Origin of the sequence: Nocardioides sp., from assembly GCF_016462705.1 — a bacterium.
Lineage (GTDB): Bacteria > Actinomycetota > Actinomycetes > Propionibacteriales > Nocardioidaceae > Nocardioides.
This window is the reverse complement of record NZ_JAEMSS010000068.1, coordinates 1-21,401: the sequence shown is the minus strand read 5'-3', so window position 1 is coordinate 21,401 and position 21,401 is coordinate 1. Positions and strand designations below refer to the sequence as shown.

Annotated in this window: 24 protein-coding genes and 1 tRNA gene; 10 read left to right on the top strand and 15 right to left on the bottom strand. The window is 72.4% G+C overall.

From position 1 onward, the window contains the following. Positions 1–110 precede the first annotated feature (110 nt). The 6 genes from JHD21_RS10625 to JHD21_RS10600 all read right to left on the bottom strand — a co-directional run bounded on the left by JHD21_RS10625 (position 111) and on the right by JHD21_RS10600 (position 5,171). Positions 111–950: a hypothetical protein gene (locus JHD21_RS10625; protein WP_292674569.1), complete on the bottom strand. Its 840-nt coding sequence runs from the start codon at positions 948–950 to the stop codon at positions 111–113. A 61-nt stretch (positions 951–1,011) separates the two neighbouring features. After that, on the bottom strand, positions 1,012–1,620 hold the full coding sequence (locus tag JHD21_RS10620; RefSeq protein WP_292674567.1) for a GNAT family protein: 609 nt from the start codon (positions 1,618–1,620) through the stop codon (positions 1,012–1,014). Beyond that, the gene (locus tag JHD21_RS10615) at positions 1,617–2,096 is read right to left on the bottom strand and encodes a MogA/MoaB family molybdenum cofactor biosynthesis protein (RefSeq protein ID WP_292674565.1); all 480 of its coding nucleotides are present in this window, start codon (positions 2,094–2,096) and stop codon (positions 1,617–1,619) included. The genes JHD21_RS10620 and JHD21_RS10615 overlap by 4 nt, the downstream gene beginning before the upstream one ends. Continuing rightward, positions 2,093–2,566, bottom strand: coding sequence for a cyclic pyranopterin monophosphate synthase MoaC (gene moaC / locus JHD21_RS10610; RefSeq protein ID WP_292674561.1), 474 nt, complete (start codon positions 2,564–2,566; stop codon positions 2,093–2,095). Before moaC ends, JHD21_RS10615 begins: the two co-directional genes overlap by 4 nt. After that, on the bottom strand, positions 2,563–3,786 hold the full coding sequence (gene glp / locus JHD21_RS10605) for a gephyrin-like molybdotransferase Glp (RefSeq protein WP_365695848.1): 1,224 nt from the start codon (positions 3,784–3,786) through the stop codon (positions 2,563–2,565). Before glp ends, moaC begins: the two co-directional genes overlap by 4 nt. Then, positions 3,783–5,171 (bottom strand): UTP--glucose-1-phosphate uridylyltransferase, encoded by a 1,389-nt coding sequence (locus JHD21_RS10600; RefSeq protein WP_292674559.1) that lies wholly within the window; start codon positions 5,169–5,171, stop codon positions 3,783–3,785. The genes glp and JHD21_RS10600 overlap by 4 nt, the downstream gene beginning before the upstream one ends. Positions 5,172–5,194: 23 nt before the next feature. On the opposite strand from JHD21_RS10600, the gene JHD21_RS10595 reads away from it, so the two are divergent. Continuing rightward, on the top strand, positions 5,195–5,773 hold the full coding sequence (locus tag JHD21_RS10595; RefSeq protein ID WP_292674557.1) for a 5-formyltetrahydrofolate cyclo-ligase: 579 nt from the start codon (positions 5,195–5,197) through the stop codon (positions 5,771–5,773). Here JHD21_RS10595 and JHD21_RS10590 read toward each other — a convergent pair. After that, positions 5,770–8,454: a penicillin acylase family protein gene (locus tag JHD21_RS10590; protein WP_292674554.1), complete on the bottom strand. Its 2,685-nt coding sequence runs from the start codon at positions 8,452–8,454 to the stop codon at positions 5,770–5,772. The genes JHD21_RS10595 and JHD21_RS10590 overlap by 4 nt on opposite strands. 86 nt (positions 8,455–8,540) lie before the next feature. On the opposite strand from JHD21_RS10590, the gene JHD21_RS10585 reads away from it, so the two are divergent. The 3 genes from JHD21_RS10585 to JHD21_RS10575 are packed head-to-tail and all read left to right on the top strand — an operon-like array spanning position 8,541 to position 10,050. Then, positions 8,541–8,897, top strand: coding sequence for an FmdB family zinc ribbon protein (locus tag JHD21_RS10585; RefSeq protein WP_292674552.1), 357 nt, complete (start codon positions 8,541–8,543; stop codon positions 8,895–8,897). A 52-nt stretch (positions 8,898–8,949) separates the two neighbouring features. Beyond that, entirely contained in the window at positions 8,950–9,609 is a 660-nt protein-coding gene (locus JHD21_RS10580; protein WP_292674549.1) for an SAF domain-containing protein, read from the top strand. A 60-nt stretch (positions 9,610–9,669) separates the two neighbouring features. Next, on the top strand, positions 9,670–10,050 hold the full coding sequence (locus JHD21_RS10575; protein WP_292674546.1) for an MscL family protein: 381 nt from the start codon (positions 9,670–9,672) through the stop codon (positions 10,048–10,050). Between the two features lie 4 nt (positions 10,051–10,054). Here the strand turns inward: JHD21_RS10575 and JHD21_RS10570 are convergent, their stop codons facing one another. Next, positions 10,055–10,522, bottom strand: a complete 468-nt coding sequence (locus tag JHD21_RS10570; protein WP_292674543.1) for a nitroreductase/quinone reductase family protein — start codon at positions 10,520–10,522, stop codon at positions 10,055–10,057. Next, positions 10,519–11,289 (bottom strand): SDR family oxidoreductase, encoded by a 771-nt coding sequence (locus JHD21_RS10565; RefSeq protein WP_292674540.1) that lies wholly within the window; start codon positions 11,287–11,289, stop codon positions 10,519–10,521. The genes JHD21_RS10570 and JHD21_RS10565 overlap by 4 nt, the downstream gene beginning before the upstream one ends. Before the next feature lie 105 nt (positions 11,290–11,394). Here JHD21_RS10565 and JHD21_RS10560 point away from each other — a divergent pair, with 105 nt between their 5' ends. Continuing rightward, entirely contained in the window at positions 11,395–12,030 is a 636-nt protein-coding gene (locus JHD21_RS10560; protein ID WP_292674538.1) for a TetR/AcrR family transcriptional regulator, read from the top strand. On the opposite strand, the gene JHD21_RS10555 is transcribed toward JHD21_RS10560, so the two are convergent. Continuing rightward, entirely contained in the window at positions 12,027–12,215 is a 189-nt protein-coding gene (locus tag JHD21_RS10555) for a hypothetical protein (RefSeq protein ID WP_292674536.1), read from the bottom strand. The two genes, JHD21_RS10560 and JHD21_RS10555, sit on opposite strands and share 4 nt — an antisense overlap. Then, positions 12,212–13,507: an LCP family protein gene (locus JHD21_RS10550; protein WP_292674533.1), complete on the bottom strand. Its 1,296-nt coding sequence runs from the start codon at positions 13,505–13,507 to the stop codon at positions 12,212–12,214. The genes JHD21_RS10555 and JHD21_RS10550 overlap by 4 nt, the downstream gene beginning before the upstream one ends. A gap of 149 nt (positions 13,508–13,656) precedes the next feature. Here JHD21_RS10550 and JHD21_RS10545 point away from each other — a divergent pair, with 149 nt between their 5' ends. Further along, entirely contained in the window at positions 13,657–14,160 is a 504-nt protein-coding gene (locus tag JHD21_RS10545; protein ID WP_292674530.1) for a thioesterase family protein, read from the top strand. A 17-nt stretch (positions 14,161–14,177) separates the two neighbouring features. Continuing rightward, positions 14,178–14,250, top strand: a tRNA-Arg gene (locus JHD21_RS10540). A 1-nt stretch (position 14,251) separates the two neighbouring features. On the opposite strand, the gene JHD21_RS10535 is transcribed toward JHD21_RS10540, so the two are convergent. Together JHD21_RS10535 and JHD21_RS10530 are read right to left on the bottom strand one after the other, a co-directional pair. After that, complete coding sequence (locus tag JHD21_RS10535) at positions 14,252–15,964, bottom strand: hypothetical protein (protein WP_292674527.1); 1,713 nt, start codon at positions 15,962–15,964, stop codon at positions 14,252–14,254. A 10-nt stretch (positions 15,965–15,974) separates the two neighbouring features. Next, positions 15,975–17,153 (bottom strand): saccharopine dehydrogenase NADP-binding domain-containing protein, encoded by a 1,179-nt coding sequence (locus JHD21_RS10530; RefSeq protein ID WP_292674523.1) that lies wholly within the window; start codon positions 17,151–17,153, stop codon positions 15,975–15,977. Positions 17,154–17,248: 95 nt separating this feature from the next. Here JHD21_RS10530 and JHD21_RS10525 point away from each other — a divergent pair, with 95 nt between their 5' ends. Genes JHD21_RS10525 through JHD21_RS10515 form a run of 3 tightly spaced genes read left to right on the top strand, consistent with a single transcriptional unit; the run spans position 17,249 to position 20,411 of the window. Beyond that, positions 17,249–19,240, top strand: coding sequence for a beta-propeller domain-containing protein (locus JHD21_RS10525; protein WP_292674520.1), 1,992 nt, complete (start codon positions 17,249–17,251; stop codon positions 19,238–19,240). Between the two features lie 29 nt (positions 19,241–19,269). Next, a complete protein-coding gene (locus tag JHD21_RS10520; RefSeq protein ID WP_292674518.1) occupies positions 19,270–19,539 on the top strand; it encodes a DUF2277 domain-containing protein in 270 nt (89 codons plus the stop codon). Then, positions 19,536–20,411 carry a Sir2 family NAD-dependent protein deacetylase gene (locus tag JHD21_RS10515; protein ID WP_292674515.1) on the top strand — a complete coding sequence of 292 codons (876 nt, stop codon included), beginning with the start codon at positions 19,536–19,538 and terminating at the stop codon, positions 20,409–20,411. The genes JHD21_RS10520 and JHD21_RS10515 overlap by 4 nt, the downstream gene beginning before the upstream one ends. A gap of 14 nt (positions 20,412–20,425) precedes the next feature. On the opposite strand, the gene JHD21_RS10510 is transcribed toward JHD21_RS10515, so the two are convergent. Both JHD21_RS10510 and JHD21_RS10505 read right to left on the bottom strand, forming a co-directional pair. After that, positions 20,426–20,605, bottom strand: a complete 180-nt coding sequence (locus JHD21_RS10510; protein WP_292674513.1) for a hypothetical protein — start codon at positions 20,603–20,605, stop codon at positions 20,426–20,428. Between the two features lie 125 nt (positions 20,606–20,730). Continuing rightward, positions 20,731–21,401, bottom strand: a 671-nt coding sequence (locus JHD21_RS10505; protein WP_292674510.1) for a metal-dependent transcriptional regulator, incomplete at its 5' end; no start/stop codon positions are given.

The window sequence follows — 21,401 nt, the reverse complement described above, 5'->3', positions numbered from 1 at the left end:
ACCCCTGACCTTCTCATTGCGAACGAGACGCGCTACCAACTGCGCCACAGCCCCAGGTGCGTCTCACGACGCGAGGGGAAACGGTAGCACCGGCTCCGGGGCGAGCCGAATCAGGAGCCGGAGGCGCGGCGCTCCTCGGCGGTCTGCTCGGTCTGGGTCGGCTTCGACTCGCGCACCAGGGCGCTGTCGGCCTCGCTGCGACCGGAGGTCCAGACACCGGTGGAGTCCAGGTCGATGGTGCGGACGCTGCGGGTGGCGACCGGCTTGGTGACGTAGGTCGGCAGCGTGACCGGGACCGGGTCCCAGCTGTCCGGGTCGCGCGGGGCCGGGTCGGCGACGGCCGGGATGCCCTGGGTCTCGTCGGCGGCGGCCGGTTCGGCGGGCGCTGCCGGCGCGGTGTGGGGCGACGTGTGGCGCACGACGGGGAGCTCGACACGCTCGCGGCGCACCATCAGCCGGCAGGCGACCAGCCAGGCGACGAGGATGCCGACCGGGACCGCCATCCAGACCCAGCCGAAGATGCCGACCGCGGCCAGCACGGCGACGATCGCGTTCTCGGCCAGGATCAGGGTGACCACCCGGAGCCGGCGGCGCGCGGCGCGGGCGGCGGCCCGACGGCGTAGGCGCGAGTCGGCGGGGACGCGGGCGACGGCCGCCAGCTTGCGCGCGTTGCGGCGCTGCTGCTTGGCCTCGCGCTTCTTGTCCTTGGCCAGCAACCGGGCCTCGCGACGCAGCTGTCGGCGCGACGGCGGCGCGGGGTCGTCACCGGCGACCAGCGTGGCCTCGCGCGGGCTGACCGGCTCGCGCCGGGCGAGGACCCGCATCGAGCTGGAGAACGCGTCGACGGTCCGGCTCCGGGTCCCCTCCTCGTGGTGCTCGAGGGCCTTGGGGATGAGGTAGACCGCCCACGCCACCGCGAGGGCAACGAAGATCAGTGCGCTGGGGTCCACGCGACCGAGCGTAGGGACGCCTCGCCGCTGTCAGCCGCACCCGCGCCCGTGTGTCGCAGGATTACTCGTGTGACTGGTGGGACTCGCTGGCCTTCAGCCGCGCCAGCAACCCCTCGGGGCAGTCCTCGCGGCAGATCGCGTAGAGCCGGTGGTCGCGCCAGGCCCCGTCGATGTGCAGGAACCGCGGCGCGTAGCCGATCTCCTGGATGCCCAGCTTCTCCACGACCCGCAGCGAGTTGGAGTTCTCGGGCCGGATGGCGATCTCGATCCGGTGCAGCCCGCCGGCGAAGCAGTGGTCGATGACCAGCGCCACGGCCCGGGGTACGACGCCGCGGCCGGCGAACTCCTGGTCGAGCCAGTAGCCGATCGAGGCGAACAGCGCCGAGCCGCGGACGATGTTGTTGACGGTCACCTGTCCGGCGAACCGCCCGTCGACCTCGATCGCGAACGGGAGCGTCGTCCCCGCGCGGGCCTGCTTGTGCAGCCGGCGGACGAGGAGGCGGAAGCTGGTCGGACGGGCGTCCCCGCCCGGTGGGACGGTGGCGTCCCACGGCGCGAGCCAGGCCGCGTTGTGGTGTCGCGCCCGGCGCCAGGCGTCCTGGTCGCTGCGCTCGAGCGGCCGGACGACGACGTCCCCGTCCTGGAGCCGCGCCGGCCAGAGGGCGCTCACGGGTGGTCGCTCCCGACGATCTGCTCGACCGCGTGCACGAGCACCGGCCCGAGCACGGCGAGCGCGTCCTTCACCCCGCCACGCGACCCGGGCAGGTTGACCACCAGGCAGGTGCCCGAGACGCCGGCGAGCCCCCGGGAGAGCACGGCGGTCGGCACGCCCTTCGCGACGCCGGCCGAGCGGATCGCCTCGGCGAGACCCGGCACCTCGCGGTCCAGGAGCGGCCGGGTGGCCTCCGGGGTGCGGTCGGTGGGGGTCACGCCGGTGCCGCCGGTGGTCAGCACGACCCGGGCGCCCTCGGCCACCGCGGCGCGGATCGCGTCGCCGACCGGGTCGCCGTCCGGTACGACGACGGGCCCGGGCGTCTCGAAGCCCAGCCCGGTCAGGAACTCGACGATCACCGGTCCGGTCTCGTCCTCGTAGACACCGGCGGCGGCCCGGTTGGACGCCACCACGACCCCGGCGCGGAGCGTCACGGACGTGTCCAGTCGCCGGACTTGCCGCCCGACTTCGCCTCGACCCGCACGTCGGTGATCACCGCCGCCTTGTCGACCGCCTTGACCATGTCGATCACGGTGAGCGCGGCGACCGCGACCGCGGTGAGCGCCTCCATCTCCACCCCCGTGCGGTCCGCGGTGCGCACCGTGGCGCTGATCTCGACCGCGTCGTCGGCGACGGTGAGGTCGACGGTGACCCCCGAGATCGCCAGCGGGTGGCACAGCGGGATGAGCGACGGCGTCTGCTTGGCACCGATGATCCCGGCGAGCCGGGCGACCGCGAGCGTGTCGCCCTTCGGGACGCCGGCGCCGCGGAGCAGCGCGACGACCTCGGGCGAGACCAGCACGCGCCCGGAGGCCGTGGCGGAGCGCGGGGTGACCGCCTTGGCCGAGACGTCGACCATCCGGGCCGCCCCGGCCTCGTCGACGTGGGTCAGGCGGTCGTTCATCGCGACTCCTCCAACATCAGCACCTCGACGGTCTCGCCCGCCTCGACCGAGGTGACGTCCTCGGGCACCACGATCAGGCAGTCGGCCGAGGCCAGGTCACCGACCAGGTGCGACCCGGCGCCGCCCACCAGGTCGACGTAGGTGCCGCGGTCGTCGGTGCCGACCTCGCCGCGACGGTACTGCTGCCGCCCGGCCGGGGACGAGAGGGACTTCGTCAGCCGGGCCCGGACCGTGGGCACGACGTGGGGGTGCTTGCCCATCAGCTTGCGCAGGGCGGGCAGCACGAAGACCTGGAAGGAGATGTACGCCGACACCGGGTTGCCGGGCAGCGTGAAGATCGGGACCCGGTCCTCGCCGACCCGGCCGTACCCCTGGGGCTTGCCGGGCTGCATCGCCACCGGCCCGAACCAGACGCCCTGCGGTGTCAGCGCGGCCTTGACCACGTCGTAGTCGCCCTGCGAGACACCGCCCGAGGTGACCACGACGTCCGCGCGGACCAGCTGGTCGTCCAGCGCCTCGAGGAACGCGGCGGGCTCGTCCGGGACGATGCCGACCCGGTAGGGGATCGCCCCCGCCCGGCGTACGGCGGCGGCGAGCAGGAACGAGTTGCCGTCGAAGATCGAGTCGTGGCCGAGCTGGCCCCCGGGCTCACGCAGCTCGGAGCCGGTCGAGAGGATGACGACCCTCGGTCGCGGTGCGGCCAGCACGGTCGCCCTGCCCACCGAGGCGAGCAGCCCGAGCCGGCGCGGGCCGAGGAGGTCGCCGCGCTGGACCAGCAGGTCACCCTCGGCCACGTCGTCGCCCGCCGGCCGGATGTGCTGCCCCCGGCCCGGGGCCTGCTCGATGCGCACCGAGTCGGCACCGCGGTCGGTCCACTCGTAGGGGACGACCGCGTCCGCGCCGCTGGGCACCGGCGCCCCGGTCATGATCTTGGCGGCGGCGCCGGGCCCGAGGGCCAGCAGCCGGGCCTGGCCGGCACCGATCTCGCCGACGACCGGCAGGGTCACAGGCGAGTCGGACGACGCGCCCTGCACGTCCTCGAAGCGGACGGCGTAGCCGTCCATCGCGGAGTTGTCGAAGCTCGGCAGCGCGATGGACGCGACCACGTCCTCGGCGCAGGCCAGGTCGAGCGCGTCGAGCAGCGGCTGCGGGACCGCCGGCATCGGCTCGAGGTCGTCGAGGACCGCCTGGCGGTGCTCGTCGACGGAGCGCAGGGTCACGGGGTGGCGTCGCCCGACAGCACGGTGTCGTCGGCCACCCTCTGGGCCGACGTCGCGGAGAGCTCGACGTCGCCGATCACCTGGACGCCGTGCCCGAAGGTCCAGTCGCCGTCGATCTTGAGCGAGCTGGCCTTCTTCATCGACGGGGCGCCGTCGGGGAAGCGCTTGTCGAACTCGGAGACCAGCTTGTAGACGTCGCCGTCGAGGTCGACGAAGGGGATGTCGGCGGCGGCCTGGTCGAGCACGAAGTCGGGACCGATGTCGTAGACGTCCGACCTCAGCAGCATCAGGTCGTTGGTCGTCTTGACCGGCACGAACCGGTCGCGCCCGACCTCGATGAGGGCACTGTCCTCGAACACCTCGATCGCCGCACCCATCGCGGTCTCGACCTGGATGACCTCGGGCGTGCTCGGGTCGGCCGGGTCGACGGTCTTGACGTTGCGGATCAGCGGCAGGCCGAGGATGCCGCCCCGGACGTCCAGGGCTTGCTTCATCGCCGGCAGGTCGAACCACACGTTGTTGGTCGAGCAGAAGCGGTGCCGGTCGAGGTCGGCCAGCGACTCGAGGTCCTGCTTCAACGTCTGCGCGGTCTCGCGCAGCACGATCCGGCCGTCGCTCTTGCGGCGGGCGAAGTGGCCGCCCTTGCGGTCGGAGGGCGTACGCCGCACCGCCTCGATCGCGAACGGCGCGCCCGAGGTCGCGAACCAGCCGGCGACCCGGGCGTCGGGCACGGCGCCGAGGTTGTCGGAGTTGGAGACGAAGATGCGCCGGTAGCCGGCCTCGATGAGCTGGTCGAGCAGCCCGGTGCCGAGCAGGGCCGTGTAGAGGTCGCCGTGACCGGGCGGACACCACTCCAGGCTGGGGTCCTTCTGCCAGCCGACCGGCGAGAGGTCCTTGGCGAGCAGCTTGGGCTCCTTGTTCTGCAGGAACTCCAGCGGCAGCCCGTCGACGGGCAGGTCGTCGTAGCGGGCCAGGGCAGCCATCGTGTCGGCCGAGGTGCGGAAGCTGTTCATGAACAGCAGCGGCAGCGTGGCGTCGTACTCCTTGCGGAGGTGGAGCACCTGGCGGGCGATGATGTCGAGGAACGACAGCCCGCGGCGCACGCACAGCAGCGACTTGGCGCGCTCCATGCCCATCGACGTCCCGAGCCCACCGTTGAGCTTGATGACGGCGGTCGTGCGCACCGCCTCGGCGGCGTCGTCGTCCGCGACCTCGACGCCGCTCAGCGACGGCATGTCGACCGGCTCGATCGTCGACTCCGGGATCATCCCGGTCTCGCCGTGCTCGAGCAGGCGGTAGTAGTGAGCGAACGTCTCCACCGCCAGCGGGTCGACACCGGCGTCGAGCATCTTGTCGCGGGCCTTGACCAGCCCAGGGCTACCCATGCTGTCGATCGTAGGCTTGCGCCGTGAATGGTGGGGAATCGTCCAAGCTGGCGATCCGCGACCAGCTCCTCACCGCCCGCAACCGCCGCTCGCTGCTCGAGCGCGCCGAGGTCGCCCGGGCCATCGCCGACCAGCTCCTGGCGGCGCCGGAGGTACGCCGTGCGGCCAGCGTGGCGGCGTACGTCTCGGTCGGCTCGGAGCCCGGCACCGGCTGGCTGCTGCGTGACCTCGCCGCAGCGGGCAAGCGGGTGATCCTCCCCGTCCTGCTCCCCGACGGCGACCTCGACTGGGCGGTCTACGCCGGCGACGGGTCGCTCGCGCCCGCGCGACTGGGGCTGCTCGAGCCGACCGGACCGCGGCTCGGCGTGGACGCGATCGCCACCCCGGACGCGGTCCTGCTCCCCGGGCTGGCGGTCTCGGCAACGGGCGACCGGCTCGGCCGCGGCGGCGGCTCCTACGACCGGGCACTGGCGCGGGTGCCCGTCGGCACCTTCACCTGCGTGCTGCTGCACGACGACGAGGTCGGCGTCGACGTCCCCGTCGAGCCCCACGACCGACGGGTGACGGCGGCCGCGACACCGACCCGGATCGTGAGGTTCTAGTCCTCAGCGGCGGGCACCAGCGTCAGGGTGTGCTCGCCGGCGTCGATGACCGCGTCGGCGGAGAAGGGCCAGGGCAGGGTCTCGCCGCGGGCCCACAGGTCGGTCTGGTCGGTGTAGTTGTCGTGGAACGGGTGCCCGGAGACGCCGGTCAGGTTGATCCACCGTGACGCGTCGAGGTCGGCCAGCGAGACGACCATCCGCATCGACGGCGCCGAGGTGACGACGTACGGCCGGTCCTCGAGCGAGGCGTCCCAGCTGGTCGCGTCCACGGTCGCGGCCCCTCCCCCGACCTCCCAGCCGTCGCGGTTGACCAGCCACTCGGCGGGCCCGAGGCCCGAGTCGCCGAGCGTCGGCTCCTGCAGCTCCAGCCGGTGCAGGAACCCCCAGCTCCACTCGTCGGGGTCGAGCGCCTGCCGGGAGGTCATCTCGTCGCGGGAGGTGAGGAGCGCGCGGCGAATGATGTCGTCACGGTCCTCGACGACGTCGTCGGTGCCGAGGTCGTCCCACCAGCCGTTGCGCGGGTCGTCGAGCAGGTGCGCGACGGCGGCGACCCACTGGTCGCCGCCGTCCGGCCACAGGTCCTCAGGCAGCTCGTCGCGGAACGCCGCCGCGAGCAGATTGCGCCAGACGACGTTGAAGTACGCCGCGGCGGCGCTGTCGGCGCCCTGGTCGAAGTCCCATCTCCGCAGCAGCTCCTGGCCGGCGCGGTAGTAGTCCCGCTTGATCTCGGGCTCGAGCAGGTAGGGCGTCAGGACGGCGGCGAGCGGGTGCCGGCTGTCCAGCTGCAGCTCGGTCATCTCCTCGACCGACCAGGTCTCCTCGGCGGACAGCAGGTCGCGGATCCGCCCGGACCGGTAGCCGCGGTCCCAGTCGCCGGTGAGGAAGTAGGGGTAGTCCGGGCCGATCACCGCCTGGTTGGCGGTGACGATGAACCCCTCCTCGGGGTCGAGCACCCGGGGCAGCCCGTCGAACGGGACGAAGTCACCGGTCCAGTCGTTCTCGGGCAGCCAGCCCGCGGCCGGCATCGTGCCGTCGTTCCCGGACTTGCGGATCGGGACCCGGCCCGGCGCCTGGTAGCCGATGTGGCCCTCGCGGTCGGCGTAGACGATGTTCTGGGCCGGTACGTCGAACGACGACGCCGCCGCCCGGAACTCGTCCCAGTCGTTCGCGACCTGGATGTCGAAGATCGCGTCCGCGGTCCGGCCCGGCTCGAGGGCCGTCCACTGCAGGGCGACGGCGTAGTCGACGTCGGTGCCGGTCTCGGTGCCGGTCTCGGTGCCGGTCTCGGTGCCGGGCTCCGGGTCGTCACGGTCCACCGGGGCCTGCTCCGCCACGTCCTCCAGGTCCTCGGAGACGTCGGAGAGCAGCGGGCCGTGCATGGTCGACCTGACTGTCAGCGTCTCGTCGTCCTGCCCCCGGACCTCGATGGTCTCGGTGCGGGTCCGCAGCGGCCTCCAGGCCCCGTCCCGGAACCACTCGTCGCCGCGCACCCGCTCGACGTAGAGGTCGGTGACGTCGGGACCGAGGTTGGTGAGGCCCCACGCGATGTCGGCGTTGTGGCCGATGATCACGCCGGGCACGCCGCTGAAGGTGAAGCCCGAGACGTCGAGGGGACACGCTTCCGACACGGTCCGGCAGTGCAGGCCCATCTGCATCCAGATCCCCGGCATGCCGACGCCCAGGTGCGGGTCGTTGGCGAGGATCGGGGCGCCGGTCTCCGAGTGCTCGCCGTCGACCACCCACGAGTTGCTGCCGATGCCGTCGCCCCGCCCGAGGAACGCCGGCAGCGCGTCGAGCGAGTCGCGCAGCCGGCCCAGCGCGGTGGCCACCGCCGGCGCGTCCGCCGCCCACGCCGGACGCTTGGGCTCGCGGGTGCCGTCGTCGGTCGCCTCCGGCTCGAAGACACCGTCCACCACGGCGCCCTGCGACACGATCGGCGGGTGCGCGGCGTAGTCGTAGCCGGGGTAGAGGTCGGCGGTGCGGTCCGGCCCGACGGTCGCGATCGACAGCGCCCGGTCCACCTCGTCGTCCATGTTGCCGCGCAGGTCCCAGGCCATCGCCTTGAGCCAGGCGAGGGAGTCGACCGCGGTCCAGGGCTCGGGCCGGTAGCCCAGCCCGCCGGCGTTGAGGATCGTGTAGTGGACCGCGATGTCGGAGGGGTCGCGGTCCTCGAGGTACGCGTTGACCCCCTCGGCGTACCGTTCCAGCGCCGTCCGGGTCTCCGGCTTGATCATCGCGAGCTCCTGCTCGGCGACGTCGCGCCAGGCCATGGCCCGCACGAACCGGTCGCTCTCCAGGCCCGGCTCGCCGAACAGCTCCGCCAGCCGCCCGGCGGTCGCGTGCCGCCGGACGTCCATCTCGTAGAACCGCTCCTGCGCGTGCACGTAGCCCTGGGCGCGCATCAGGTCGTCGGTCGTGTCGGCGTACAGCTGCGGGATGCCGTGCTCGTCCCGCACGACCGTCACCTCGGCGTCGAGGCCGGGCAGGGTCAGCTCGCCGTCGACCTGCGGGAACGGCTTGCGGACCAGGGCGACACCGGTCACCAGCCCGGCGACGAGGATCAGGACCAGCGTCACGACGAGGTACGTCGCCCAGCGGAAGGCGCGGGGCCAGCCGAGGAATGCGCGCCACCACCCACGGCGTTCTGCAGGCGCCTCGGCAGAGGGAGTGGCACTGGTCATGGTGTCGCCGATTGTGCCGTCTCCTAGAATTGGCAGTCGGGTCCGTCGAGTGCCAATCTTGTCCCGACTAACCAACGAGGAGTGCCGTGCCCACGTACCAGTACGCCTGCACCGAGTGCGGCCATGACTTCGAGCAGGTCCAGTCTTTCAGCGACGACGCGCTGACCACCTGCCCCGAGTGCGCGGGCCGGCTGCGCAAGGTCTTCAACGCGGTCGGCGTCGTCTTCAAGGGCTCCGGGTTCTACCGCACCGACAGCCGGGCCAAGGACGGGTCCGGCGGCTCCGGTGCCTCCGGGTCCTCGGACACCAAGACCGAGACCAAGACCGAGTCGAAGTCGGAGACCAAGTCGGAGCCCAAGTCCGACGCGTCCGGCTCGGGCTCCTCGAGCAACGGCTCCGCCGCCAAGACTCCCGCCGCGAGCACCTCCAGCACCTCCGGCTGAGGCCTGTGGAGGGCGCGCCCGCGCGTCCCTGATCCGGCCTAGCGTCGACCGGGTGCCGAGTCCCTCACCCCTTGCCGACCTCAGCGGTCCCCGCGACCGGCTGCTGGCCGTACGCCGCCGGGTCCGCCGGGCGGTGCTCCGCCGCCGGCGCCTGCTCGCCGCGGTCCTGACCGCGGTCGCCGCGGTGGCCGGGCTCCGGGCCACCGCCCCACCTCCCCAGGCGACGGTGTCCGTGCTGGTGGCGGCCCACGACCTGCCCGCCGGCACCCGGCTCGCCGACGCCGACCTGACAACCCTCGAGCTCCGCCCCGGCACCGAGCCCGACGGCCTCGTCCCGGATCCCACCGGGTCGACCCTCGCGAGCGCCCTGCGCCGCGGCGAGCCGGTGACCGACGCCCGGGTGCTCGGACCCGCTCTGACCGACGGCCACGCCGACATGGTCGCCACACCGGTCCGGCTCCCCGACCCGGCGATGGCGAGCCTGCTGCGCGCGGGTGACCGCGTCGACGTGCTCGCCGCGGACCCGCAGGGCGGGCCCACGCAGGTGCTCGCCGAGTCCGCACTGGTGCTGGCCGTGCCCGCGCCGTCCGACGACGCCGTGGCCGACGCGCTTCCCGGGCGCCTGGTGGTGCTGGGCCTGGACGGGTCCGAGGTGCCCGAGGTCGCCGGCGCGTCCGTGACGCGCTTCCTCAGCGTCGCCTACTCTGACTGAACCGGGCCACACCGACTAGCGTCTCGAGGACCAACCACCCCGTCTCGGAAGGGACCCCCCATGAGTGGCTTCAAGAACTTCCTGCTCCGCGGCAACCTGGTCGACCTGGCCGTCGCGGTCATCATCGGCACCGCCTTCGCCGCCGTCGTCGCGGCGTTCACCGCCTGGCTGACCGGAGCGCTGCCCGGGCTCGAGGACACGTTCAAGGGCGCCGAGCTCGGCGAGCTCGCATTCTTCCTCAACGCCGTCATCTCGTTCGTGATCCTGGCGGCGGTCGTCTACTTCGCGGTCGTGCTGCCCTACACCAAGGCGCGCGAGCGGTTCTTCCCGAGCCCGGCTCCGGGCACGCCGGAGGACATCGAGCTGCTCCGGCAGATCCGCGACCTGCTCCAGGCCCAGCAGGGCGGTACGCCGCCCACCACGCCGCCGCCGTCGGCCTAGACGACTAGCGGAAGCCGATCCGCATCAGCCGGCTGTCGGCCCAGTCCTCGAGCCGGGTCGGCCGGATGGTGCCGGGGTCGTGGGGCTGGTTGAGATCCGCGACGATCTCCGCCAGCACGGCCTCACGTTCAGCCGGGTCGGTGACGGGCGTGGCCCGCGCGGGCAGGTCGGCACGGATCCCGTTCTTGAGGTGGAAGGTGAAGTCGGGATCGGCGAGCAGGTTCGCGTGCCAGTCGGTCGCGGCACCGCCGGCGCCGCTGCACAGGTAGGTGTTGCCTGCGGCGCGGTAGAAGAAGATCTCGATGCGGCGTGGCCGGCCGGTCCGGCGTCCCCGGGTCGTGATGTCGATGATCCGTTCCCTGGTGCCTGCGGCGGGGGTGATCTCGATGGCCCGCCGGACGTGGTCGGGCAGGTGGGACGACGACGGGTCCCGTCCGGCGTCCGCTGACCCGGTCGGCTCCGAGGTGCTCATGCGCTCTCGGCCTGCAGGGCGGGGCCGAGGAGGAGGCCGCCGTCGATGACGTACTCCGACCCCGTGACGAACGACGCGTCGGAGGACGCGAGGAAGAGCAGGAGCCGGGTGACGTCGGCCGGCTCTCCGAGCCGGGGGATGGCGAACGGCTCGGGAGAGTAGAAGTCGGCGATGGCCGCGGTGGCGCCGGCTGCCGGCTCCTGGATGAAGGGCGTCGCGATCACGCCGGGGTGGATGGTGTTCACCCGGATGTTGTCCCGGCCGAGCTCGAGTGCTGCCGTGTGGGTGAGGCCGCGCACGGCCCACTTGCTGGCGACGTACGGCGCGTAGTGCGCCGTGCCGCCCAGCCCCATGGTCGAGGCGATGTTGACGATGGCTCCACCTCCTGCGCGGCGCAGGGCCGGGGCGGCGGCCTTGGTGCCGAGGAAGGTCCCGGTGAGGTTGATGTCGAGGATGCGCGACCACGTGGTCCGGTCCGTCGTCTCGATCGGCGCCGGCGGGTTCTGCACGCCCGCGTTGTTGACGAGCACGTGCAGGGCACCGAAGGCGCTCTCGGCGGCGTGCAGGGCGGCGGACCACGAGCCCTCGTCGGTGACGTCGAGGTGGGTGAACCGGACGCGGGGCCCGAGCTCCTCGGCGAGAGCGGCGCCGCGTCCGGCGTCGATGTCGCCGATCACGACGTTGGCTCCCTCGGCGTGGAAGGCGCGTACGTGGCTCGATCCCTGGCCACCGGTCACGAGCACGGTCTGGTCGTCGAAGCGGCGCATCAGGTGTTCCTTCGTTCGTGAATGGCGAGCCAAGCGACTCACCATTCATCGAGACTAGGTCGGCGAGAATGGTGAGTCAAGCCACTCACCTCGTATGCTCGGCCGGTGAGAAGATCCGCGACGACGTACCACCAGCGCGTCGCCCAGGAGAAGCGCGCGATGATCGTGACGGCCGCGACCGCGCTGTTCCTCGAGCTGGGCTACGACCGGACGTCGCTGGCGCGGATCGCCGAGCGGTCGGGCGTCTCGCGGGCCACCTTGTTCAAGCAGTTCCCGACCAAGGCCGCCCTGTTCGACGCGATCGTGACCGAGTCCTGGTCGACCGCTGACGACGGGGATCCTCCGCCGGCAGGCAACGTCGTCGACGGGCTGAGCACCCTCGGGCGGCGCTACGCCGAGCTGTTGGGCCGCGCGCAGATGACCGACCTGTTCCGCATCGTCATCGCCGAGCTGCCGCGGTTCCCCGAGCTCGCCGACGCGCAGTTCGCGCAGGGGAAGATGCCCTACTTCGAGTCCGTACGCCGCTACCTGATGGCCGAGCACGAGGCGGGAACGGTGCGGGTCGATGACGTGGACCTCGCCGCCACCCAGTTCCTGGGCATGATCTCCAACTACGTCTTCTGGCCGACCCTGCTGGTGCCGGGCTGGGAGGTGAGCGCCGAGCGGGTCGCCCAGGTGGTCGACGAGGCGGTTCGCACCATGGCCGCCCGGTACGCCGACACCGGCGCAGAGCCGGGCTAGCTCCCGTGGTGCGGGGGCACCTGCTCCCGCAGCCAGCGCTCGCCCGGGTCCTCGCCGTCAGGCGCGGGGCCGGGCTCGCGCTCGTCGCTGGTGGTCTCCGGCAGGACGTCGCCGAAGACCTGCTCGAGGCGGCGCTTGCGCTTCCACGCCGGCTCGGGCTCCTGCTCGCGAGGGGTCTCGCTCACACGCAGAGCCCGGCCGCGGCCCGCTCCTCGGCGGCGTCGTCGGGGTCCTCGGAGGCTGACTCCGACGGGGACGAGGCGCCTTCGGACGGTGTGCCACTGGTCTCGGGGTCCGCGGGCGACCCGGACTCCGTCGCGCCCGGGCTCTCGGTCTGGCCACCGGAGCCGGTGACGTCGTCGGCGGCCGTGATCGCCCCGTCGCGCAGCCTGCCGAGCGGGGCGTCGTTGCGGACCTTCTCCCAGAGTTCCTCGGCCTCCGGAAGCCACTCGACCCGGTTGGGGTCGGACGGCGCGTACTGCCAGGGGACGGTGATGAACTGGATCCGCTTGAGGCCGGTGTCCCTGAACTCGTAGCCGATCCGCGCCATCCGGCCGATGTTCTCGATGTCGGTGGTCAGCGAGTCGGTGGCCGCGTCGAGGAAGCCGATCAGCTGGTCGGGCCGCGCCAGGATGCTCCCGGACATGACCTTGTTGGCCATCGCTGCGACGAACGCCTGCTGCCGCTTGATCCGCTGGATGTCGCTGCCGTCGGTGCCCTCGACGTGCCGGACCCGCACGTAGCTCAGCGCCTCCTTGCCGGAGATCTCCCGGGTGCCGGCCTTGATGACGATGCCGTGTGCCTGGTCGTTGATGTCCTGGGGGACGCAGACCTCGACGCCGCCGATGGCGTCGACCATGTTGCGGAAGCCCGCGAAGTCCACGACGACGTAGTTGTTGATCCGGATGCCGGTGAGCTGCTCGAACTGGCGGATCGTGCACGCCGGGCCGCCGACGGCGAACGCCGCGTTCCACATCACCGAGCTGGCCCCCGGGATGGTGTCGCCCTCGTCGTCGATGCAGTCGGGCCGGTCGACCAGGGAGTCGCGTGGGATCGAGATGCCGTAGGCGTTCTGCCGGTCCGCGGAGAGGTGGATCATGATCGTGGTGTCCGACAGACCGGGCCCGGCCGCCTCGCCGTCGATCTTGTTGCCCTCGCCCTCGCGGGTGTCGGACCCCATCACCAGGATGTTCATCGGGTCCTTCGGGCCCTCGACCTCCACCTCCTCGGGACGGTCGTCGCCGAGCTGGGCGTCGAGGTCCTGGACGTTGAGGTTGCCGTCGAGGTGGCGGTACAGGAACGTCACGCCGAGACCGGTGACCAGGCCCAGCACGAGGACCGACGACAGCAGCACCTTGGCGACGGTGTGGCTGCGACGGGCACGACCGCGGCGCTTGCCCTTGCGGCTGCCGCCGTTGCCGTTGCCGTGATACGGGGACGCCGCGAGCTGTGCTGCTCGCTCCTCGGCGTCGCTCATCGTCACCTACATTCGGGGGACCGGAGTCGGCGGCGCGTGCACGCTCGCCCGCGCCAGATTACGACTGGAGCTCAAATCATGCTGCCGACCGGTCAGTAACCACAAACCCCGGCGCTCGGCCCGGGCCGGGGTGGTGATATCCACGGGCCATGACCCGGTCCGTCGCCGCAGCCCTGCCCGACGTCGAGGTGGTGGCCGCGCTGCCGTCGTACTTCGACCAGGAGGTCCCCGAGAAGTACGTCGACATGAACGGCCACATGAACATCACCCACTACTTCGAGCTCGGGGCCTGGGGGCCGTGGAAGCGGATGACCGAGCTCGGGATGCCCGAGGACTACATGACCACGGGCAGCTCGTTCTTCACCGCCAGCCACCACATCTCCTACCTCAGCGAGCTGCGGCAGGGCGAGCGGTTCGCGGTCCACGCCGGCTTCGCCGAGCGCACCAACAAGGCGCTGCACTCCGTGGGGTTCGTGGTCGACCACTCGCACCGGAAGGTCGCCTGCGTCATGGAGATCGTCCACGTCCACGTCTCGATGGAGACCCGGCGCGCGACGTCGATCCCCGCCTGGCTGGCCGACCCGATCGACGCCGAGATCCGCGCGACGCCGTGGGTGGCCACCGTGGCCACCGGTCTCGACCTCCGGGCCTAGGATTGCTGGCTGATCACGCCCCAGTAGCTCAGCGGATAGAGCAGCCGCCTCCTAAGCGAAAGGTCGCAGGTTCGACTCCTGCCTGGGGCACTCAGTCGATCGGATCGCCGGGAAGGCCGTCCGGCAGACCCACGTCCACGCGGTCCTCGACGGTCACCTCGCCGGCCGTGTCGACCACCACCGACGCGTAGCCGGTCTGCAGCCCGCTCTCCTCGTCGACGTACGCGAGGCGGATGCTCACGTCCTTGAGCGGGACCGAGAACGGGGTGGAGAACCGGTTGAACGTCGGGTTCTCCTCGACTCCCCCGCTGGTGCCGAGCTGGCTCACGACGGTCCAGGTGACCTCGTCGCCGTCGGTGTTCCAGATGACCCACGGACCGCTGGCGTCGTGGAGGTGCCCGATGGTGACCAGCCCGGGCGGCAGGTCGGGGATGCCGTCGTCCACGGGCGCCGTCTCGTTGCCGAGGAGGTCGTCGAGCTCCGACGTCGACCCGATGCCGAGATAGGCGGCGGCCGCCCGGGGCTGGTGCACGACGACCGTGACCGGCTCGCCGTCGTCGAGCTCCTCGTCGACCGCCTCGCGCAGTGCCTCCCCCAGCTCGGGCTCGGTCACCCCCGACGGGTTGGTGACGAGCCCGCCGAAGAGCGCCTTGAAGGCGGGGTCGGCGGCGCCGGCGACCGTCAGACCGCCGGCCTCCACGACCTCGAGGTCGGGGGTCTGTGCGTCGTTGCTCTGCAGCTGCTCCACGGTGTCGTCCGAGTCGTGGTCGCCCTTGACCGCGACCAAGGGCACGTCGGGGAGCGCCCGCGCCTCCCGCTCGACGAACTCCTCCTCCGCCACGGTGCCGTTGGAGGTCACGTCACCGGCGATCGTCCGCAGCACGACGGAGTCCTCGCCGAGCACGTCCACCAGGAGCGGGTAGAGCTCGGTCCGCATCCGGGTGGCGACCTGGCTGCCCTGCGGGTCCGCCTCGGTCAGCACCACCACCTCTCCCTCCCGGGGGGCCAGCGAGTCGGCGTACGCCGAGAGCTCGGCCTCCGCGCTCTCCAGCGCCGCGGCCCGGTAGGCCGCGCTCCGCTCGGCGATCCGGTCGCTGTTCTTCTGGATGAAGGGCTCGATCTGGACCGCGATCTCACGCGTCTGCGGGCTGCTGAACGAGAGGTCCTCGATCCCGGGCATCGAGTAGGTCGTCCCCACGGACGCGTTGCCCTCCCAGCGCGCGAACATCGACCCCGCGACGGCGAGCGACGCGGTCATCAGGACGGCGAACAGCGTCACGGGGACGGCGAACCGGAGCCGACGCTGCGCCCGTGGCAGCCCGCTGCGGTAGCGGCTCACCAGCACCGAGCCCAGCACGCCGCCCACCAGGGCGGCCAGGAGCTCGGCCACCAGCAGCGTGCCCAGCATCCGGTCCCGCAGCTCCTCGCCGTAGACCCGGGCGACCTGGGCGGGGTCGTCGATGAACGCGGCGTTGGCCTGCAGGAACTCCGAGGAGACGTACGACGACAGGTCGCCGCCCGCCTCGGGAGGGCCCGTCGAGCGCAGCGACGCACCGAAACCGGCGATCCCGGTGCGTTCCCAGTAGAGCTTGCCGACCACGCCGGTGTCGAGGGTGGACCGCCCGTTGTGGGCCAGCGACACCGTGACCGGGAAGGTCCCGAGCCGGTCGTCGAAACGAGCCCGCTCGACCGACTGCTGGACCGCGATCGGCAGGAACAGGACCGCGGCCAGCACGCCGCAGACCAGGAACCGGCGCAGCCCGACGAGCAGAGCCGAGAGGCGCCCCGTCTCGTCTGCCTGCATTGCGTCGACGTTACCCAGCGACCTCGAAGGTGATCCCCGCCGCCACCAGCCGGGCCATCAGGTTGTCGCCCATCGCCTGAGCGGTGGTGACGCTGCCCGCCACGTCCGGGTTGTCGTCGAGGAGCAGGCACAGCGCGGACTCGGCGAGCATCTTGGCGGTCTCGGTGTAGCCGGGATCCCCGCCGCTCACCCGGGTGTGGATCGTGCGGCCGTCCCCCTCGGCGACGAAGTCGACGGTGAACCAGGACTTGGCCCGGCGCGACTCGCCTGGGCCGTCGCCCTGCTTGACCCTGCCGAGCAGGAAGCTGCGCAGGGGCGGCACCTGGGCGGCCAGACCGACGGCGCCCGCCCCGACCATCCCGCCGGCGGCGTACCGCAGGGTCTTGGTGCCGGCGTAGTGGGAGTAGCGGAACGTGGGGCCGTACGCCGGCAGCGCGGCGCCGCTGCGGGCGACGACGAACGGGTCGATCGTCGGCAGCGGCACCAGCCAGTAGCCGAGGACGCTGTCCCGGTGCGGCTTGCCGGCCACGGCCTTGGACGAGCGGCCCTCCGGGCGCGGCTCGACCTTGCGCCGGGCCACCATCGCCTCGCGCATCTGCCGGGCCCGCGAGAACGCCCCCATCGCGGAGTGGAAGGTGCCGCCGGAGAACGTGGCGTTGGACCGGACGACGCCACGCATGGTGACCGGCCCGGTCGCCCCGAGCTGCTGGACGGTGAAGTAGGCGCCGAGGTCGTGCGGGATCGAGTCGAACCCGCAGGCGTGCACGATCCGGGCGCCGCTGGCCCGGGCGGTCTCGTGGTGGGCGACGTACATCCGGTCGACGAACTCGGGCTCGCCCGTGAGGTCGACGTAGTCGGTGCCGGCGGCCGCGCACGCGGACACGAGCGGCTCGCCGAACTGCTGGTAGGGCCCGACGGTCGTCACGACGACCCGGGTGCGGGCGGCGACACCGGCCAGGGCGTCCTCGTCGGAGGCGTCGGCCACGACCAGCTCGAGGTCGGCGAGTGCCGGGTGGTCCGCGGCCAGGCGGGACCGCACCGCCTTGAGCTTCTCCTCGCTGCGCCCGGCGAGCGCCCAGCGCAGACCGGAGGGCGCGTGCTCGGCGAGGTAGTCGGCAGTGAGGCCACCGGTGAAGCCGGTCGCCCCGAAGAGCACCAGGTCGAGGTCACGGTCCGCGGAGTCGGGCATCCGCCCACTCTTCCACCCGGCCTCGGCCCACCGGAACCGTCCTCGGCGGTGACGCGTCCCACCCGAGTCCCTGCTTCCTCTCCGAGGACCTCTCGATGGCCGTCATGCCGCTCCCGCCCCGTGTTCGCCGTTCCGTCACTCTCCTGGGGGTCAGCGCCGGCCTCGTCGGCGCCTTCGCCGCCGGGACCGCGTTCACCGGGAGTGACGACCCAGGGGCGGACGCGCGCTCGGGCCCACCGCCGCGCTCCGGGACCGGTCCGTCACCGGTGGCCTTCGCGGACAGCGGCCTGTCCTTGGCGGAGTCCTGCGACGACCTGCTCGACTGGTACGTCGCCCGCGGCATCGACCGGGTCGGCCCCTGGGGCTGGGACCACGGCTACGGCCACGGCGACGTCGTCATGAGCATGGAGGACGCCGGCTCGGCCGACCTGGCGGTGCCGTCCACGGCCAGTGGAGCCGACACCTCGGCCCAACGGTCGACGGCCAAGGCTCCGGGGCTGCTGCCCTCGACCTCCCGGGTCACCAGCGACGACAGCGGCACCAACGTCCAGGAGCTCGGTGTCGACGAGCCCGACGTGGTCAAGACCGACGGCCGCACCCTGTTCCGGGTCGAGGGCGGCGACCTCACGACGTACGACGTCACGGGCACTGACGTCGTCCGGCTCGGGTCCGCCGACCTGGTCGACCTGCGGGACGGCGAGCTGCTCCTCTCGGGCGACACGGTCGTCGCGATAGGGACCTCCACCGTGGGACAGGACGAGTACGACGGCCGGGGCCAGACCCGGGTGATCGTCCTCGACGTCTCCGACCCCTCGGCCCCCACCGTCGAGCACACCTACCTCTACAGCTCCGCCACGCTCGAGGCCCGGCTGCACGGCGACACCGTCCGGCTGGTGACGCAGGCGGGGCTGCCCGACCTGGACTTCCAGGAGGCCGGCCGCCGCGACGAACGCGAGACCGAGCGCGAGAACCGCGAGATCGTCCGGGAGTCGACCATCGACGACTGGCTCCCGACGGTGAGCACCGACGGTGGCGAGCCGGAGCGGCTGGTCGCCTGCGAGGACGTCGCGATCCCCACCGACGGCGACAGCCTCGGCACCATCGCGGTGGTCGGCTTCGGCGCCGACGAGCCGGACGACCGGAGCGTCAGCGGACTGGCGGTGGACACGCAGCTCGCCTATCTCTCCACCGACCAGCTCTACCTGGCCACCTCGGCGTGGAGCACCGGCGGTTGCTGGGACGTCTGCCCGATGGACTCCATCACTCCGCGCTGGTTCCCCGGCGGCGGGAGCGACGACGGGGTCTCCCACCTCTACGCCTTCGACCTCGACGGCCGGGCCACGACGTACGCCGCCTCCGGCGAGGTCGACGGCACGATCCGCGACCGCTGGGCGATGGACGAGGCGGACGGCGTCCTCCGGGTGGCGGTCGGACCGACCGGGCGCACCGGCAACTTCAACTCGGTCGTGACCTTCCGCCAGGACGGTAACGACCTGGTCGAGGCCGGACGCGTGGACAAGCTCGGCGTCAACGAGCAGATCCAGTCCATGCGCTGGTTCGACGGGCTGGCGATCATGGTGACGTTCCGCCAGGTCGACCCGCTCTACGCGATCGACCTCACCGACCCGGACCGGCCGCGGTTGATGGGACAGCTCAAGATCCCGGGCTTCTCGGCCTACCTGCACCCGCTGGGCCAGCACCGCCTGCTCGGGCTGGGCGAGGGACCGGCGCCCGACGGTCGCGGCTGGGGCGCCCAGGCCGGCCTGTTCAACGTCACCGACCTCACCGACCCGCGCCGGCTGGACGTCGTGTCCTACGGCCGCAACAGCTACGCGCTCGCGACCCAGGACCCGCGGCAGCTCACCTGGCTGCCGGACCAGCGCGCGGTCCTCACGGTGGTGAGCACCTACCGCAGGGGCGGCCAGGTCGGGCTGGTCTCGGTGCTCTCCCTGGGCGACGGCCGGCTCGCCAACCGGACCGTCGAGGTCGAGTACGGCAGCGACGTCAGCGCGGTCCGGCTGGTGCCGCTGCCCGACGGCCGGGTGGTGCTGGTGACCGGTGGGGACGCCGAGTTCTTCGATCTCTGACGCTCGGACTCGCGTCGTACGCTCGTCCCATGTGCCGCAACATCCGACCGCTGAACAACTTCGAGCCGCCGGCGACCAACGACGAGGTCCACGCGGCGGCGCTGCAGTTCGTCCGCAAGGTCAGCGGGACCACCAAGCCGTCCCAGGCCAACCAGGAGATCTTCGACCAGGCCGTGCGCGAGATCGCGCACGTCACCCGGCACCTCATCGACGACCTGGTGACCACGGCGCCGCCCAAGGACCGGGAGACCGAGGCGGCGAAGGCCAGGGCCCGGGCGGAGCTCCGGTACGCCCGATGACGGTCGCGGCAGCCGAGACCGCCGAGCAGGAGGTGATCGGCTTCCTCGCCGAGCGACCGCTGGTCGTGCTCACCGGGGCCGGCTGCTCGACGGACTCGGGGATCCCGGACTACCGCGGCCCCGGGTCGCGCTACGCCGGGCAGCAGCCGCCGCTGCGCGGCTCCTCGCCGCCGGGCGTGATGACCTACCAGGAGTTCGTGTCGGGGCCGGCGGCCCAGCAGCGCTACTGGGCCCGCAGCCACGTCGGCTGGACCCGGATGAGGCACGCCGAGCCCAACACCGGACACCTGGCACTCGCCCGGATCGACCCCGACCTGCTCATCACCCAGAACGTCGACGGGCTGCACGAGCGCGCCGGCACCCGCCGGATGGTGGCCCTGCACGGACGGATCGCCGACGTCGTGTGCCTCGACTGCCGGGAGGTGACACCGCGGGGCCGGCTGCACGACCGCCTCGACGCGCTCAACCCGACGTACGGACAGGACCGGCTCGACCTCGAGGTGCGCCCCGACGGCGACGTCGTCCTCGAACGGACCGACGACTTCGTGGTCGCCGGCTGCGAGGGCTGCGGTGGCCGGCTCAAGCCGGACGTGGTGTTCTTCGGCGAGAACGTGCCGAAGGCTCGCGTGGAGCGGTGCTACGCCGCGGTCGACGCGCTGTCGCATCGGGGCGGGGCACTTCTCGTCGCCGGCTCGAGCCTCGCGGTGATGAGCGGCTTCCGGTTCGCCCGGAGAGCGGCCAAGGCGGGCATCCCGGTGGTGATCGTCAACCGCGGCGCCACCCGGGCCGACGACCTGGCGGCGCACCGGGTCGAGGCCGGGACGAGCGAGTTCCTGGCGGCACTGGCCGCGACGAGGTCGGCGCCGGCCTGAGTCAGGCGACCGAGTCAGGCGACCGAGTCCGCCGGCACGTCGGCGCGGTGCCGCGGCACGTAGGTCGGCGGCGGGGCCGCCGGTGCGACCGCGGGACGCGGTTCCGGAGCGTCGACATGGGCGTTGGCCCGCGCGAGCCAGTTCGCGATGTCGAACACGTCCTGGGACGCGGCGTCGGCCTGCTGGTCGGTCATCCGGGGACTCCCTCCGAGTAGGAGCACTGCGCGTCGCCCCTCCGAACGACACAGGACGAAGATACCCCCCGGGGTGTTATGGCTGACCAGCCCCGGTCTGGACAGGGCGCGTCTGCGGGGCGGCCTCAGAGCCGGCGTACGAAGATGTGGTCGGCCGCCTCGGGGACGATCTCCGCGGTCTCGCCACCGGAACCGACCAGCACGCCCTCCGGGGTGGCCACGATGGTGATCGTCTTGTCGGGCAGGGCGCCGACCCGGCGCAGCGCGCTCATCAGGGACTCGTCCTTCTGCATCTCCTCGGAGATGCGCCGCACCAGCACCCGGCCCTCGTCCGTGCCCGCGACGTCGGACAGGGACTCCACGCCCTCCATGAACTCCTCGCCGACCTTCACCTCGCCGAGCTCGCCCAGGCCGGGGATCGGGTTGCCGTACGGCGACTCGGTCGGGTGGTCGAGGAGGTCGAGCAGCCGCCGCTCGACGGCCTCGGACATCACGTGCTCCCAGCGGCACGCCTCCTCGTGCACCTCCTCCCAGGGCAGGCCGATCACGTCGGTCAGGAGCCGCTCGGCCAGCCGGTGCTTGCGCATGACCCGGGTCGCCAGCCGCATGCCCTCGTCGGTGAGCTCGAGGTGCCGGTCGCCCTCGACGGTCACCAGGCCGTCGCGCTCCATCCGGGCGACCGTCTGCGACACCGTGGGCCCGCTCTGGTGCAGGCGCTCGGCGATCCGGGCCCGCAGCGGGACGATGCCCTCCTCGACCAGCTCGTAGATGGTCCGGAGGTACATCTCGGTGGTGT